At 38.2% G+C, this 16,428-nt stretch carries 19 protein-coding genes; 18 read left to right on the forward strand and 1 reads right to left on the reverse strand.

The annotated features are described in order from the left end of the window. Positions 1 to 16 precede the first annotated feature (16 nt). A complete protein-coding gene (locus tag KO521_RS14475) occupies positions 17 to 1,270 on the reverse strand; it encodes an NAD(P)/FAD-dependent oxidoreductase (RefSeq protein WP_215940596.1) in 1,254 nt (417 codons plus the stop codon). 207 nt (positions 1,271 to 1,477) lie between these two features. Here KO521_RS14475 and KO521_RS14480 point away from each other — a divergent pair, with 207 nt between their 5' ends. The 18 genes from KO521_RS14480 (at position 1,478) to KO521_RS14565 (ending at position 16,376) form a co-directional block, all read left to right on the forward strand. After that, positions 1,478 to 3,016, forward strand: a complete 1,539-nt coding sequence (locus KO521_RS14480) for an HAL/PAL/TAL family ammonia-lyase (RefSeq protein ID WP_215940597.1) — start codon at positions 1,478 to 1,480, stop codon at positions 3,014 to 3,016. Beyond that, positions 3,013 to 4,140, forward strand: coding sequence for a WG repeat-containing protein (locus KO521_RS14485; RefSeq protein ID WP_215940598.1), 1,128 nt, complete (start codon positions 3,013 to 3,015; stop codon positions 4,138 to 4,140). Before KO521_RS14480 ends, KO521_RS14485 begins: the two co-directional genes overlap by 4 nt. 107 nt (positions 4,141 to 4,247) lie before the next feature. After that, positions 4,248 to 5,003 (forward strand): 3-oxoacyl-ACP reductase FabG, encoded by a 756-nt coding sequence (gene fabG / locus KO521_RS14490; RefSeq protein WP_215940599.1) that lies wholly within the window; start codon positions 4,248 to 4,250, stop codon positions 5,001 to 5,003. 15 nt (positions 5,004 to 5,018) lie between these two features. Continuing rightward, positions 5,019 to 6,236: a beta-ketoacyl-[acyl-carrier-protein] synthase family protein gene (locus KO521_RS14495; protein WP_215940600.1), complete on the forward strand. Its 1,218-nt coding sequence runs from the start codon at positions 5,019 to 5,021 to the stop codon at positions 6,234 to 6,236. Between the two features lie 12 nt (positions 6,237 to 6,248). Continuing rightward, positions 6,249 to 6,491, forward strand: coding sequence for an acyl carrier protein (locus KO521_RS14500; RefSeq protein WP_215940722.1), 243 nt, complete (start codon positions 6,249 to 6,251; stop codon positions 6,489 to 6,491). Between the two features lie 23 nt (positions 6,492 to 6,514). Continuing rightward, positions 6,515 to 7,402 carry an LpxL/LpxP family acyltransferase gene (locus KO521_RS14505; protein WP_215940601.1) on the forward strand — a complete coding sequence of 296 codons (888 nt, stop codon included), beginning with the start codon at positions 6,515 to 6,517 and terminating at the stop codon, positions 7,400 to 7,402. A gap of 68 nt (positions 7,403 to 7,470) precedes the next feature. Then, a complete protein-coding gene (locus KO521_RS14510) occupies positions 7,471 to 8,394 on the forward strand; it encodes a dialkylrecorsinol condensing enzyme DarA (protein WP_215940602.1) in 924 nt (307 codons plus the stop codon). Positions 8,395 to 8,403: 9 nt separating this feature from the next. Beyond that, a complete protein-coding gene (locus tag KO521_RS14515) occupies positions 8,404 to 9,537 on the forward strand; it encodes a beta-ketoacyl-ACP synthase III (protein WP_215940603.1) in 1,134 nt (377 codons plus the stop codon). A 1-nt stretch (position 9,538) separates the two neighbouring features. After that, positions 9,539 to 9,976, forward strand: a complete 438-nt coding sequence (locus KO521_RS14520; RefSeq protein ID WP_215940604.1) for a hypothetical protein — start codon at positions 9,539 to 9,541, stop codon at positions 9,974 to 9,976. A 1-nt stretch (position 9,977) separates the two neighbouring features. Next, on the forward strand, positions 9,978 to 10,430 hold the full coding sequence (locus tag KO521_RS14525) for an ABC transporter permease (RefSeq protein ID WP_252730071.1): 453 nt from the start codon (positions 9,978 to 9,980) through the stop codon (positions 10,428 to 10,430). A 36-nt stretch (positions 10,431 to 10,466) separates the two neighbouring features. Further along, on the forward strand, positions 10,467 to 10,865 hold the full coding sequence (locus tag KO521_RS14530; RefSeq protein WP_215940605.1) for a hypothetical protein: 399 nt from the start codon (positions 10,467 to 10,469) through the stop codon (positions 10,863 to 10,865). An 8-nt stretch (positions 10,866 to 10,873) separates the two neighbouring features. Further along, on the forward strand, positions 10,874 to 11,869 hold the full coding sequence (locus tag KO521_RS14535) for a BtrH N-terminal domain-containing protein (RefSeq protein WP_215940606.1): 996 nt from the start codon (positions 10,874 to 10,876) through the stop codon (positions 11,867 to 11,869). Between the two features lie 75 nt (positions 11,870 to 11,944). Further along, positions 11,945 to 12,688 (forward strand): ABC transporter ATP-binding protein, encoded by a 744-nt coding sequence (locus KO521_RS14540; protein WP_215940607.1) that lies wholly within the window; start codon positions 11,945 to 11,947, stop codon positions 12,686 to 12,688. Then, a complete protein-coding gene (locus tag KO521_RS14545) occupies positions 12,681 to 13,949 on the forward strand; it encodes an ABC transporter permease (protein WP_215940608.1) in 1,269 nt (422 codons plus the stop codon). The genes KO521_RS14540 and KO521_RS14545 overlap by 8 nt, the downstream gene beginning before the upstream one ends. After that, on the forward strand, positions 13,939 to 14,376 hold the full coding sequence (locus tag KO521_RS14550; protein WP_215940609.1) for an acyl-CoA thioesterase: 438 nt from the start codon (positions 13,939 to 13,941) through the stop codon (positions 14,374 to 14,376). Before KO521_RS14545 ends, KO521_RS14550 begins: the two co-directional genes overlap by 11 nt. After that, a complete protein-coding gene (locus KO521_RS14555) occupies positions 14,369 to 15,517 on the forward strand; it encodes a beta-ketoacyl-[acyl-carrier-protein] synthase family protein (RefSeq protein ID WP_215940610.1) in 1,149 nt (382 codons plus the stop codon). Before KO521_RS14550 ends, KO521_RS14555 begins: the two co-directional genes overlap by 8 nt. Then, positions 15,514 to 16,122 (forward strand): 3-oxoacyl-ACP synthase, encoded by a 609-nt coding sequence (locus KO521_RS14560; protein ID WP_215940611.1) that lies wholly within the window; start codon positions 15,514 to 15,516, stop codon positions 16,120 to 16,122. Before KO521_RS14555 ends, KO521_RS14560 begins: the two co-directional genes overlap by 4 nt. Further along, positions 16,119 to 16,376: a phosphopantetheine-binding protein gene (locus KO521_RS14565; RefSeq protein WP_215940612.1), complete on the forward strand. Its 258-nt coding sequence runs from the start codon at positions 16,119 to 16,121 to the stop codon at positions 16,374 to 16,376. Before KO521_RS14560 ends, KO521_RS14565 begins: the two co-directional genes overlap by 4 nt. Positions 16,377 to 16,428: the final 52 nt, after the last annotated feature.

Raw genomic sequence — 16,428 nt, forward strand, 5'->3', positions numbered from 1 at the left:
GGCCAAGTAGAATGTATTAGGAATTACCTTGCGCCTCCATTTCCATATCTGCAATATGGGCTACAGTCTTCACTAATCTGTTATGTTTTTTGACGAATGGATTTGTTTTATCCCAAACATAACCTGCCAATACCGCACAAATCTGTTCTTTTATTACCTTGTTCTCTTTACTGTGAAAGAAAATAGTCTGTAAATTTCCAGTGTACCATTCTTTTACATAAGTAGAAAACACATTTACACCTTCCAACATATAATCAGTATATTCAACTTGCCAATCTATTGATTCTCCTCTTAGCTCCCTCACGATTAATTGTGAAGCTAAATGAGCAGATTCTACGGCAAAAGTTACTCCAGAAGAGAATACGGGATCTAAGAACTCCGCACTATTACCCGTCAACACAAAGCCCTTTCCACACAACTGTTTTACGGATTTGGCAATATTCTTGATCATTCTAGGTTCAAACGTATACGCAACATCCTCAAACCTATCATTATAATAGCTGGAAAGCTGCATCATTTGCTGTAGCTTCTCCGTATTGGTTCCTTCAAACGACTCTAAATATTCAGTTTTTCCAACATAACCAATACTTGTAGAACCATTAGAAAAAGGAATAACCCACAACCAAGTATCCCTATCGATTATATCAAAAGTAATTATCGTACCCTCTTCTCCTTCCGGTCTTTTTATATCCTCAACATGGGTAAAAATAGAAGAATGTTTAGGTATTTCAGAAGGCTTCTCTAAATCTAATAATCTGGGCAAAACCCTTCCAAATCCACTCGAATCAACAATGTATTTTGCCTGAACAGCAGATTCATTACCATTAAGATCCTTAATAATGGTCATTGAAGAACCGTCATCAGAAAAATCTACAGCGGTTACCTCATGCTCAAAAGCAATATCCACTCCCCAGGATTGAAGTTCATCCGTTAATGCCTTATCAAAATCGGCTCTGGGCACTTGCCATGTCCAATCCCAACCATTTCCATGCTTTTTACTAAAATCAAAATTGCACACCACACCCTTATCATTCATAAAGCGGGCTCCGCCTTTAACTTCAAAATTCATGGCTTTAAGACAATCCAACAATCCCACTGCCTCAAAATTATCCATACAGCGGGGAATTAAACTTTCACCTATTACAAATCGAGGAAACCTACTTTTCTCAACTACCTTGATTTTCAGCCCTTGTTTATGAAGGTAAGCTGCAGCAACAGAACCTGATGGCCCTGCCCCTATTATAAGTACGTCCACATTTTCTTGTTGCATTTGCCTTATTTTAAATTGAAAGAATCCTCTGTTCTGCTAATTTAAAAAACGAATTCTAGAACCAGAACATTGTATTGTCTGCTAAATTAAGACATTGATTCACTAATTATTATAAATTTGCAATCCAAAATCGCTAATTTTAGGTTACCAAGTCTTTATTGTAGACGTCACTAAAATATTACAAATACCTCATAGACCCAATCGTAGATGCCAAAAATAAAAGGAAAGTTAGGAATTGAAGAGTTTTACAGTATCATTTTCAAAGGAGAACCCCTATCCGTAGATGACAAAGTAATCAAGACCGTAAAAGACAGTTTTGATTTTCTTAAAGAATTTTCTAAGAACAAGGTTATATATGGGGTTAACACGGGTTTTGGTCCAATGGCTCAATACAAAATCAAAGATTCCGAAACCATTCAGCTACAATATAACTTGATCAGAAGCCATGCTTCAGGCACGGGAAATGCAATACCTCCTAAATACGTAAAAGCTGCAATGCTGGCGCGCCTAAACACCTTGAGTCTAGGAAATTCAGGAGTTCACCCTTCTGTCTTAGTGGTCATGACCGCCTTGATAAATGAAGATGTTACACCTCTTATATTTGAACATGGTGGTGTAGGAGCAAGCGGAGATTTAGTTCAACTGGCACATCTGGCATTGGTGCTTATTGGTGAAGGCGAGGTTTTTTATAAAGGAGAAAGAAGAGCTACACAAGAGGTTTTCAAAGAACTGAACATTACACCCATAAAAGTAGAATTACGTGAAGGTCTTGGGCTAATAAACGGAACCTCTGTAATGACCGGTATAGGAATAGTAAATGCCATTTACACGCGTAGATTATTGGAATGGACTATTTGTTGTTCTTCGGCTATAAATGAAATTATGCATGCTTATGATGATCATTTGTCAGAAGAGCTTAACCATACCAAAAGACATAAAGGACAACGCGAAATTGCACGGGCAATGCGAAGCCACTTGGAAGACAGCACACTTACCCGTAAAAGAGAACATCATTTGTATGTAGACAATAATGGGGTTTCCGTATTTGAAGAAAAAGTGCAGGAATACTATTCCATACGTTGCGTACCACAAATATTAGGACCCGTATTGGACACTTTGCAGAATGTAGAACGTACTTTAATAGAAGAAGTAAATTCTGCTAATGACAATCCTATTGTTAACGTTGAAAAGAAGAACGTATATCATGGAGGGAATTTTCACGGAGATTATATTTCCTTGGAGATGGACAAGCTTAAACTTGTGGTAACTAAAATGACAATGCTGGCAGAAAGACAACTTAACTATCTTTTAAATTCAAAATTGAACGATATTCTACCTCCTTTCGTAAATTTAGGAACTTTGGGACTTAATTTTGGAATGCAAGGAGTACAATTTACAGCAACCTCAACTACGGCTGAAAACCAAATGTTATCCAACTCAATGTACGTTCACAGCATTCCTAACAACAATGACAATCAAGACATTGTAAGCATGGGCACCAATGCAGCCAATATAACCAAGCAAGTAATAGAGAATGCCTTTGAAGTAGTTGCTATAGAAATGATTACCGTGGTCCAAGCTATAGAATATCTAGATTTGAAAGACAAGGTTTCTTCAAAGACCAGAAAAATGTACGATGCGGTTCGTAAAATAGTTCCCCCGTTTAAAGAAGACACTATTATGTATCCTTATGTTAACGAGGTAAAAGACTATATTATTAACCATCAAAACAAAGACGTAAAATGAAAAAACTAGTATTCTTATTGGTACTTATCGCTAACACGTTCACACTTAGCGCACAAGAATTAGCCTTGGTAAGAGAGGACGGAAAATTTGGTTTTATTGATAAAACTGGAAAATTTGTAATTGAACCACAATTTGAAAAGGCAGATAGTTTTTCCAATGGGTTGGCGGCAGCATTAGAAGATGACTCTTGGGGCTTCATCAATACAAAGGGAGAATGGGCTATAAAACCTGATTATGATCGAGTAAAAATGTACAACTCCGGTTATGCTTTAGCTTTAAAAGACGATCAATGGAGGTATATTGATACCGCAGGCAAAAAGCTTGAAACCCCAAGTAGCGAAAAATATTATGATTTTGAAGATGGAGTGGCTCTTTTTCGCTCTGGAGGCAAAGTAGGCCTTTTGGGAACGGATGGGGAATTAGTTTTAGAGCCTACTTATGACGCTATAAAAAAGTTCAGAAACGGCTATGCTAAAGTAAACAACGGAGAACTGTGGGGTATGATCGATGCTAATGGCAAAGTGATTATTCCCGTTGAATACGAAGAGGTTGGCAACATTTATAAGGAAGCAGGTGTCTACGGAAAAAAAGATGGCATCCTTGGCATTATACACAATGGTTCTTTCAATCCAATTGACAATGCTACTAAAGTGCACAACTTTTACGGAGATTCAAAACTAACTTATGCATCCCGCGAGAAGAAAACAGGTTTTGTAAATAGCAAGGGAGAATGGGTTCTTGAACCTACATTTGATAAAGCCAGAGCTTTTTCTAATGGTCTGGCTCCAGTTGCACAAGGCAAAAAATGGGGATACATTAATGAAAAAGGAGAAATGGTTATAGAACCACAATTCCGCGATGCAGAAGTATTTTCTAAAAGTGGTTTGGCTCCTGTAAAAGATAAGGCTTGGGGTTTCATAAACACCTCTGGTGAAGTCATCATTCCTATGGAATACGGAATTTCAGGCAATTTTGCTTTCTTAAAAGGTTCAGAAGAGAAAGGTTTTGTAAACGGCGTGGCTAGAGTAAAATCCAAAAAAGGCTGGGGTTTTTTCAATGAAAAAGGGGAATTACTGGGTAACAAATGGTTCCAGAATGCAGAGCCATTTGTATCCGTTAAATAAAATCATTCCTTTTTTTTCCTATAAAATATACCTAGCTTTAAGTAACAACTAGAGAACCGAACAACACACTCCGTACTTATGGAGTTTTTAAACCTTACAATTCTTAAATGAAAGAGAAGAAAGCCGAAAAACAAAAATATGCTTTGGTAACCGGTGGGTCTAGAGGAATAGGCCGTGCAGTTTGTGTACAATTGGCCAAAGATTTAGACTACCCTATTCTAATTAATTATAATAGTAATAAAGCAGCAGCAGAAGAAACCTTGAAACTTGTTGTTGAAGCTGGCGGAAAAGGTGAACTAATGCCTTTTAACGTTACAGATTCCGAGGCTGTAAAAGTAGCTCTGGAGAATTGGCAAGAAGCACATGAAAATGATGTAATTGAGGTAATCGTGAATAATGCCGGTATAACCCAAGACGGTATGTTCATGTGGATGAAATATAAAGATTGGTCAAAAGTTATAGATACAAGCCTTCATGGTTTCTTTAACGTCACCAATACCCTTATCCAAAAACTACTCGTCAATAAATATGGACGGATCATTAATATGGTTTCTGTTTCCGGTCTTAAAGGTACGCCAGGCCAGACCAACTATTCTGCAGCCAAAGGGGCCGTAATAGGAGCAACAAAATCACTTGCACAAGAAATCGCCAAAAGAAACGTTACTGTAAATGCTGTTGCACCCGGTTTTATCAAAACCGATATGACCAATGATCTAGATGAAAAGGAACTGAAACGAATGATTCCCGCAAATAGATTTGGAGAACCTGAAGAAGTAGCACATGTGGTTTCTTTTTTAGCTTCAAAAAAATCGGGTTATATTACTGGTGAAGTCATCAATATCAACGGCGGTATTTATTCTTAAAATTACAGTGGGGCAATGAGAAGAGTAGTAATCACAGGCATGGGTATTTATTCTTGTATAGGCAAAAACCTAGACGAAGTAAAAGCATCCTTGTACGAAGGTAAATCAGGTATCGTTGTTGACCAAGAACGTCTTGATTTTGGCTATCGCTCTGGACTTACGGGTATGGTAGAAGAACCAAACCTAAAGAAACTCTTATCTAGAAGACAACGTGTAAGCCTGGGCGAAGAAGGCCAGTATGCCTATATGGCGACTATTGAGGCTTTAAAAAATGCTAAAATCGAAGATAGTTTCTTTGATAAAAATGAAGTTGGTGTTATTTACGGCAATGACAGTACCGCAAGGTCTGTTGTAGAATCTACTGATATCCTAAGAGAAAAAAAAGATACCACGTTGGTAGGGTCAGGAGCTATTTTCAAAGCCATGAACTCTACCATTACCATGAATCTTTCCACTATATTTAAGCTAAGAGGCGTTAATTTTACCATTAGTGCCGCTTGCGCAAGCGGATCGCATTCTATTGGTATGGGCTACCACCTTATAAAAAGCGGTCTTCAAGATTGCATAATTACAGGTGGAGCACAAGAAATAAATAAATTGGCTATGGGCAGTTTTGATGGCCTTGGGGTTTTCGCCACAACCGATGGTGACCCTGCAAAAGCATCAAGACCTTTTGACCAAGCCAGAAACGGACTAGTGCCTAGCGGTGGCGGTGCCACTTTGATCTTAGAAAGTTACGAATCTGCAGTTAAAAGAGGTGCACCTATTCTAGGTGAAGTTATAGGGTATGGGTTTTCATCCAATGGTGGACATATTTCTACGCCAAACGTAGACGGGCCTTCAAGAGCTATGAGAAATGCATTGAAAGATGCTAAGATAGATGCCTCGGCTATAGATTATGTAAACGCACATGCTACTTCCACCCCTGTTGGTGATGCAAATGAAGCAAAAGCTATTTATGAGGTCTTTGGCGAAAGCAATCCTCCGGTGAGCTCTACAAAATCTATGACGGGTCATGAATGTTGGATGGCCGGCGCTAGCGAAGTTATTTATAGCATGCTTATGATGGAAAACTCATTTGTTGCACCCAACATCAATCTAGAGAATATTGATGTAGACGCAGCGAAATTAAACTTAGTTAAGGAAACGTTAAATAAAAAAATTGACGTATTTTTGTCCAATTCATTCGGGTTTGGTGGTACGAACTCTGCTTTGATATTAAAAAAATGCTAGCGAAAGATGGTGATGACCAAAGATGATATTATACAAAAAATCGATGATTTTCTGATTGACGAATTTGAAGTTGAAGAAGAAGATATCGCTGCTGATGCCGATCTTAAAGACACACTTGGTTTAGATAGTTTGGACTTTGTTGATCTTGTCGTAGCTGTAGAAAGCAATTTTGGTGTAAAATTGGTAGGTGAAGACTTTGTAAATGTTACTACCCTACAAAATTTTTACGACCTTATTGAGCGTAAACTTCACTGATATTCCCTCGAGAAAACCCAACAATGGCAACAGAATGGGAAGGAAAATCCAAAGGCACCGTTTTAGGATATAGAATCTATATTTTCTTTATCAAAAAACTAGGATTAGCCGCTTCCTATTTACTCCTTCATTTTGTGGTTCTTTATTACTGCATTTTCTCAGTTGCTAGCACAAAGGCAATTTTCTATTATTTTCATAAAAGACAAGGATATTCTACCCTAAAAAGTCTTTTCTATGTGTATAGGAACTATTATGTTTTTGGTCAAACGATAATTGACAAGGCAGCAATATCTGCAGGCTTACGAAATAAATTTACTTATGATTTTGATGGAATAGATAAAATAGAAAACCTTCTATCTCAAAAAAAAGGGGGCATTCTTTTAAGCGCTCATATTGGTAATTTTGAGGTAGCTCAACATTTTCTACAAGATGTAAATGCTTTTTCTTCAATTAATTTGGTAACCTGGGACCGTGAGCATGAAGAAATCAAAGCGTACATGGATAGTGTTACCTCAAAAAGCAACATCAAACTTATTTTAATAAAAGAAGATATGTCGCACATTTTTGAGATACACACGGCATTGACCAATGGAGAATTAGTTTGTTTTACTGGTGACCGCTACATTGAGGGTACAAAATTTTTAGAGCAACGATTTTTAGGTGCCAACGCTAAATTTCCAATGGGGCCGTTCCTTTTAGCATCTCGTTTAAAAGTCCCCGTATTGTTCGTTTACGTAATGAAAGAATCTAAAAAACATTACCACCTATATGCTCGAACCGCAGAAGTGAAACGTGGAGATGCCCAAGGCTTACTAGAAAAATACACCGAAAATTTAGAATGGATTATTGACAAGTACCCCTTACAGTGGTTTAATTACTTTGACTTCTGGGGAGATAAAACAAATAAATAAGATGTGTGCCTACCTCTAAAGTGCCATCAAATTGTTACTTTTATTGGTTTTACCATAACCGAATGCAAATGAAAGAAGTACTTGTTGTTTATTACTCACAAACAGGGCAATTACGTACAATTATAGATTCTGTCCTATCCCCGCTAGAACAGGAATCCGTTACTATTACTTATCATCAAATCATTCCGGCCGAGCCATATACATTCCCATGGAAGAAAGAACGGTTCTTTGATGTCTTTCCAGAATCATTTCTACAGATTCCAACGGCAATCAATACACCTGATGCTTCCGTGTTGAACAAAAAATATGACCTTGTTATATTGGGCCATCAAGTATGGTACCTAACCCCCTCCATCCCTTTAAATTCATTTTTAAAATCAGAAGCGGCAAAAACACTGTTGAAAGACACGCCTGTAATCACGGTTATTGGAGTTAGGAACATGTGGGCCATGTCGCAGGAGAAGGTAAAAAAAATGCTAATTGGCCTAAATGCAAAACTTGTTGGTAATATTGCATTAGTAGATAATAACCCCAATCATGTTAGTGTCATTACCATAGTACACTGGATGCTTAAAGGCAAAAAGGACCGTATGTGGGGAATTTTTCCAAAACCGGGTGTTTCTGATAATTCCATAGCATCGGCAGATAAATTTGGATACCCTATTAATGAAGCCCTTTTGGCATCAGACTTCTCTTCCCTGCAAGAAAAACTAAATGATTTAGACGCATCAAAAATCAGTAACTTACTGGTTCAGATGGACAAACGAGGCAACATGCTATTCGCTAAATGGGCCAACCTTATCAAAAAGAAGGGCGACCAAGGAGACCCAGCCCGAAAAAAATGGCTACGATTATTCAACTATTACCTGATATTTGCCATTTGGATAATCGCGCCTATAGTTTTTATTGTATTTTTGCTGACTTATATCCCTATGTACAGAAAGATTCAAAGGGAAAACAAATATTACGCCTCTGTAGCTTATAAGGAGTAAGACTGACACATGAAAAACGCTTACATTACCAAAATATCCAAGTTTCTACCCAACTCACCTGTCGAAAATGACCAAATTGAAGAAAAATTAGGGTTTATAGACGGGCAAAAATCACGGGCGAAAAGCATAATTCTGCGCAATAACAAAATTAAAAAAAGGTACTACGCCATTGATGAAAATGGTAATGTTACCCATAATAACGCGCAGCTTACCGCAGCAGCGATAGAAGAACTTTGCGACGAAAATTTCAACAAAAAAGACATGGAGCTCCTCTCTTGCGGAACCTCTACACCAGATCAACTATTACCGTCTCATGCGGCAATGGTTCACGGAGTATTGAAAAACGGCAATATGGAGATCAATTCTGCTTCCGGAGTTTGTTGTTCCGGCATGAACGCCCTTAAATATGGTTTTATGGCCATACAGGTAGGTCAGGTCAAGAATGCGGTTTGTACGGGTTCGGAAAAAGTTTCAACTTGGACCAAAGCAGATTTCTACCAAGAAGAAATTGAGCATTTAAAGGAATTGGAGGAAAATCCAATGATTGCGTTTGATAAGGATTTTTTACGATGGATGCTTTCTGATGGATCAGGAGCCATGCTCATAGAAAATGAACCAAATGGTGACACTCCGTTAAAAATAGAGTGGATGGAAGGATTTTCATACGCTTTTGAGATGGAAACCTGTATGTACGCCGGTGGTGAAAAACTAGAAAACGGAGAACTCAAACCATGGAGCGAATTCGCACCGGAAGATTGGGCCAAAAAATCTGTGTTTGCTATTAAACAAGATGTTAAGCTCTTGGGTGAAAACATCTTGAAAAAAGGAGTTGATTGCCTAAAGACGATTTACGAAAAACATGGCATAGGACCTAATGACGTAGATTATTACCTACCACACATTTCTTCGTATTTCTTTAAACAAGGCCTATATGACGAAATGAAAGACCAAGGTGTAGAAATGCCTTGGGATAAATGGTTTTTGAATTTAGAGCATGTAGGTAATGTAGGTGCTGCCTCTATTTATCTAATGCTAGAAGAACTCGTTGATTCTGGCAAATTAAAAAAAGGAGATAGAATTTTGCTACATGTACCGGAAAGCGCCCGCTTTTCTTACACTTATGCCTATTTAACAGTGTGCTAGCATGAACACATTGAAAGTACCCATAACCGACCAAGAGTTTCTACAAAATCTCATTCCGCAGAAACCACCTTTTATAATGGTTGGTAAGTTACTTCAATACTCAACCACCAGAATTGTATCCGGTCTAATTGTTCCCGAAGACAATCTATTTGTTTTTGAAAACAGGTTTATGGCTCCTGGTCTTATTGAGAATATGGCCCAGACTGTGGCATTGCATACCGGATATAAATATTATTTAGCAAAAAAACCGGCTCCCGTCGGGTATATTGGTGCCATAAAAAACGCTACTGTAAACGCTTTGCCCTTTGTAGGTCAGGAATTGGAAACCACTGTAGAAATCCTTCATGACATTATGGGCATTACCATGGTTTCTGCCAAGGTAACGTGTGAAGGCATTATATTGGCAACTAGTGAAATGAAAACCGCATTGGCAAATTAATTTGGAAGCACGGATTAACATAGATATCAAGAATTTTCTACCACACAGGGATCCTATGCTCATGGCCAGCGTTACTCCTTATCTTGATGAAACCTCTGTTGAAACTTGTTTTGAGATAAAAGCATCCTGTATTTTCGTAAAAAACGGATACCTGTCCGAAACCGGGCTCATTGAAAATGCCGCACAAACCTGTGCCGCTATAGTTGGTCAAAGCTTTTTTGATGATGATGACAAAGACGGGAGCAAAAGTAAAGTCATAGGTTACATTAGCGCGGTAAAAAAAGTTCAGATTATGGCATTGCCAAAAGTGGGCGAAACCATCTCTACAAAAGGTGAGCTCGTATCAAGGTATGATAATGATGCGTTCAGCAGCTGCACCATTGCTTCGGAAACTTTCAGAAACGGAGAATTAATCGTAGCTTGTACATTGAACTTTTTGATCCATGAGGTTTAAGAGGGAAAAATTACGAATCCCCCAAAACAAAGACCAGTGAAAAAAGAAGAAGTACCACAAGACAAAGGCCTTTTAGATTCTGCCCAAACCAAAGAACTCACCTATGCCGTAGATGAGAACGGTGAGTATACTACAGAACTTAGCTCTGGCTGGGACCCTAAAACCATTGCCCTTAGCAATGCTATAAAGGATATTGAAGAACGTGTGGCTTTAGCTAAAAAACGCGTAGAAAACAAAGAGACCAGCCCTATTGAATATTATATGGAACTTCATAAAATGGACCTCCCGATTCTTTCAAGTTATGTTGGGCTTTGGCAGTGGCGCGTAAAACGTCATTTTAAACCAAAAAACTTTCAAAAACTAAACCAAAAGACCCTTGAAAAGTATGCCGATGTTTTTGATATCAGCATTGAAGAACTGAAACACATTCCTTAAACATCCCCATGCAAATAGAATTCACCCATAAACAATCGGCTCACTGTGAAAACGGCGTCGTAAGCAACCTAATGCGCCATAACGGTTTCGATATCAGCGAACCAATGGTCTTTGGTATCGGGTCCGGTCTATTGTTCTGTTATATTCCCTTCCTAAAAGTAAACCATGCTCCCGTGGTAACTTACAGAGCTATGCCGGGCTTCATCTTTAACAGATTTGCAAAGCGAGTAGGTATTAAGATAAAACGTGAAAAATTTAGTAATCCTGAATCCGCAAAAGCACGTTTAGACGAAAATCTCAATAAAAACAATCCTGTTGGCCTACAGGTTGGAGTTTACAATTTATTGTACTTTCCAGATGAATACCGCTTTCATTTTAATGCTCATAATCTAGTGGTTTATGGTAAAGATGGTGATAACTATCTCATTAGCGATCCCGTAATGGAACAGGTAACTACTTTAACAGAAAAACAACTTGAAAAGGTTCGTTTTGCAAAAGGAGCTTTCGCACCTAAAGGCCATATCTACTACCCTACTTCATTTCCGGAAAAGCTGGAACTGGAAAGTGCTATTATTAAGGGCATCGAACAGACCTGCCGTGAAATGACCGCTCCTTTCCCTATTGTTGGTGCCAACGGAGTAAAAACTATTGCCAAGCTAATACGCAAATGGCCCAAGAAAAAAGGAGCTAAAGTTGCCAATCACTATTTAGGCCAGATTGTACGTATGCAGGAAGAGATCGGTACGGGAGGTGGTGGTTTCAGGTATATTTATGCCGCTTTTTTACAAGAGGCTAGCCAGGTTATTGGAAATGACAAATTGAAAGAACTCTCAAAAGAAATGACTCAAATTGGTGATAATTGGCGTGATTTTGCTGTGAACGCCTCTCGTATTTACAAAAATCGAAGTGCTCAAGATGATGCTTATAATAAGGTTGCAGATGAACTTGAAGCTATTGGTAATAGTGAAGCTGCTTTTTTCAAGAAATTGAAAAAGGCAATTTAACCCTAACGACCCTTCAATTAACCTAAATAAGAAAAATCATATTTTATCTTAGAAATTTCGATTAGTTTTGATATCATGATTCAAATCAATGAGCTTTCAAAAAAGTACAAGGGTGCGGATGATTTTTCTGTCCGTAATTTGGATTTAACCATAGAACAAGGAGAGATTTTCGGGCTTTTAGGTCCTAATGGTGCTGGAAAGACTACCTTAATCTCTATGCTTAGCTCGTTATTAAAACCAACATCAGGCAATTTTACTATTGACGGACTTAATTATAAAGATCATAAAAACCAGCTGAAGCAGCTTATTGGTATTGTTCCACAAGAATATGCGCTCTACCCTTCGTTGAGTGCCTACGAAAACCTAATGTACTTTGGAAGTATGTACGGTTTAAAGGGGCAATCCCTAAAAGATGATGTGTATATGCATCTTGAGGAAATGGGGCTATTAAAATTCGCCCATAAAAAAATACATGCTTTTTCAGGAGGAATGAAAAGGCGTATAAATTTGATTTCAAGCATTCTACATAAACCAAAAGTATTATTTCTAGATGAACCTACAGTTGGTGTTGATGTACAGTCCAAGAATGTGATCATGGCACATTTAAAGGAGTTGAATTTATCAGGCACAACTATTATTTACACCTCGCATCATTTAAATGAAGCTGAACAATTTTGTACACGTGTAGGCATTATTGACCATGGTTCGCTTATTTGCCTAGGCAAGCCCAAAGACCTCATTGCTCAAGAAGAAAATACCGAGCATCTTGAAGAAGTGTTTTTAGCAAAAACCGGTAAAGCCCTTCGTGACCATGCATAAACTTTGGGCTTCTACATACAAAGAGTTTTTACTCGTTACCCGTGATATAGGCGGACTTGCAGTACTTTTTCTAATGCCGTTATTGTTGGTTATTGTCATTACCACTATCCAAGACAACTCTTTTAAAACTATAAAAGAGACCAAACTGCCTATTCTTTTAGTTGATATGGACAAAGGGAAAGTATCCAAAGATATTTTAAAAAGCTTGGCGGATTCAAAACTGTTTCAAGTAGATACGGCAGCTACGGATGAGGAAGCAAAACAACAAGTGCTTAAGGGTGATTACCAACTGGCTATTGTTATACCCAAAAATCTATCAACAGACCTTCAAATTAAAATCAACGAAAACGTAGATGGTATACTGTCCAAATTTAGTGACAATGAAGAAAGCATTCCCGAAGTAAAATCTCAGATGATGCCCAAAGAGGTAAAACTCTATTTTGACCCGGCCACACAGCAATCCTTCAAAAGTTCGGTGAGAAGTAATATTGATAAAATGATTTCCAAAATAGAAACGGAAACCATTTACACCGCTTTTCAGGAACAATTGACCGATGACCCTTCCGAGGATATTTTTGAAACTGAAAAATTTATCACTTTTACAGAAATTGTTCCAAGTAAATACAAAGAGGCCCTGATACCTAATTCCACCCAGCACAATATACCTGCGTGGACGCTATTTGCCATCTTTTTTATTATTCTACCTCTGGCCATAAATATGGTGAAAGAAAAAAACCAAGGCACATTTGTACGGCTTAGAACCAACCCCGTATCATACGCTACGGTGCTAGGAGGTAAAACAATTGTTTTTCTAGGGGTTTCTTTAGTTCAGTTTACGCTAATGCTAGCGGTGGGTATCTTTCTTTTCCCATTAATTGGCTTACCTAAATTAGATGTTTCAGGTAGATTACCTCTATTATTCGTCGTGGCCTTTTTTGCAGGTTTGGCAGCTGTAGGTCTTGGTCTGTTATTGGGCACTGTAGCCAAAACCCAAGAACAATCCGCCCCATTCGGAGCTACATTCGTAGTGATTTTAGCCGCTATCGGAGGTGTCTGGGTCCCTGTTTTTGCCATGCCAAAATTTATGCAGGTACTATCTAACCTATCACCAATGAATTGGGGTCTAAGTGCATTTTATGATGTATTTTTGCGCAACGCAACCTTTATTGAGATTATTCCGGAAATATCACTTTTATTGCTATTTTTTGTGGTTACCACACTCATAGCCATTATCTATAACGAAAGAAAAAATGCCGTCTAACACCAAAAAAGAAATCAGTTTTACTAGTGAAATCCGTGTGAGATTTGCAGAAACGGACCCATTGGGGATTGTATGGCACGGTAATTACATTCAGTATTTTGAAGACGGTCGCGAAGCTTTTGGGCGTCATCATGGTATCTCATACCTAGACCAGAAAGACCATAATTTCTCTACGCCTATTGTAAAATCGGCATGTGAGCATAAATTACCCTTAAGCTATGGTGATGTGGCCACAATCAAAACCACCTATGTAGATTCACAAGCGGCAAAGATGATTTTCAAATACGAAATCTTCAACCCTGCCGGAACTGTTGTATGTAAAGGTGAAACCGTTCAGGTTTTTGTTGAACTTGGTGGCGAATTATCATTAGTCATTCCTGAGTTTTTCGCAAGCTGGAAGAAAAAAGTGGGCCTTTTAAATGAATAGCGTTTACCTATCACATAACAATATAATTTCCGCTTACGGATTTGATAGTGCCGCTGCAGTCAGTAGCATTAAAAATGAAGTTTCCGGTCTGTCCTTGGTAGATGATTCTAAAATTCTACCAAATCCCTTTTATTCCTCTCTTATTCCTCAAGGAAGCTTGTCCGAGGCATTTGAAAAGTTAAACCCAAAAGAGGCGTATACTAGACTAGAACAAATACTTTTGGTTTCCTTGGCCGATACCATCAAGAAATCCGGAATTGAACTTTCAGATAGAGTGGGCCTAATTGTATCAACTACAAAGGGCAACATAGATGTTCTTGAAGATGATAGTCCATTTGATGAAGAAAGAGCTTATCTTAACGAATTAGGCAAAAAAATAGAAAATTTTTTTGGTTTCAAAAACGAAGCTATTGTACTCTCCAACGCATGTGTTTCTGGAGTTTTAGCATTAGCGGTTGCCAAAAGATTCATTCATCAAAAACGCTACGATCATGTATTTGTGGTTGCCGGAGATTTAGTGAGCAAATTTATATTAACGGGGTTCAACTCGTTTCAGGCTTTAAGCGAAACACCTTGCAGACCTTATTGTAAAACCCGGGCGGGAATCAATATTGGCGAAGTAGGTTGCAGCGTTCTCGTTACTGCGGATAACACTAATTTAGTAGATGAATCAGTTCGTATTATAGGTGAAGCCTCTTGCAATGATGCCAACCATATTTCTGGCCCCTCTAGAACAGGAGAAGGTCTTTACCGAAGTATAGTTTCGGCAATGAATCAAGCAGAGATAGAAGCAGATGCTATAGATTATATTTCTGCGCATGGTACCGCTACCAATTACAATGATGAAATGGAAGCCATAGCTTTCAATAGAGCTAATTTACAGCACACGCCCCTAAACAGTCTAAAGGGCTATTTTGGGCACACGCTAGGAGCTTCCGGTCTTTTGGAAACTATAATCGGCATGTATTCTTTGCATTCAAATACTTTATTCGCTTCTCTTGGTTTTCAAGAACTAGGGGTATCCAAACCTTTGCATATTATTAAAAAGACGACAGCCAAAGAAAGTAGCATCTTCCTAAAAACCGCTTCTGGTTTTGGAGGTTGTAATACCGCTGCAATTTTTCAAAAAGTCAATTCATGAGCAGTGCTGACTACAAAATAAAATCATACTGCCACATTAGAGATGGTAAGGTTTCAAAAAACGGAGAAGTCCTTTTTTCCGATTCTTCGGAAGAGTTTTCTGCTTTCATTAAAGCAACATACAAACATTTTGAAACCGACTATTCCAAGTTTTTCAAAATGGACAATCTTAGTAAATTGGCCTTTATGGGTGCAGAGGTTCTTTTACGAGATACTGATGAAAAAAATATAGCGCTTATTCTATCCAACAGAGCGTCTAGTTTAGACACTGACCGTAAACACCAAGCCGCTATTAGCAAGCAATCAGGCGCGTTTGCCAGTCCTGCCGTGTTTGTTTACACGCTTCCTAACATCTGTATGGGTGAAATTAGCATTCGCCACGAACTGTATTCTGAAAATAGTTTCTTTATATTTGCCGAGTTTAAACCCCATTTATTATCAGATTATGCCAATGATCTGTTAGAAACGGAAAAGGCCAATGAAGTACTTTGCGGTTGGGTTGATTATGATAAAGGAAAATATGATGCGTTTTTATACGTTATCGCTAAAAAAGGTTTGTTACCCCTTGATACAGGTGAACTTACCAAATTATACAGAACAAAATGAGCGAACTTAAACTAGAATTGAAGGAAAAAATCATCGAGCAATTAAACTTAGAGGATGTTTCCGTTGACGAAATCGCAGATAACGACCCGCTTTTTGGCGAAGGTCTTGGACTTGATTCTATTGATGCATTAGAACTTATCGTAATGCTAGATAAAGATTATGGTATTAAGCTAGCCGACCCAAAAGAGGGCCGTAAGATTTTTGAGTCTATTGATACTATGGCCGCATACATTGCTGCTAATCGTTCAAATTAAAAACACCATCTTTTTTGAACCTAACGGCACTCTCATTAAATATCCTTAATGT

This window comes from Zobellia uliginosa, from assembly GCF_018860745.1.
Taxonomy (GTDB): domain Bacteria; phylum Bacteroidota; class Bacteroidia; order Flavobacteriales; family Flavobacteriaceae; genus Zobellia; species Zobellia uliginosa_B.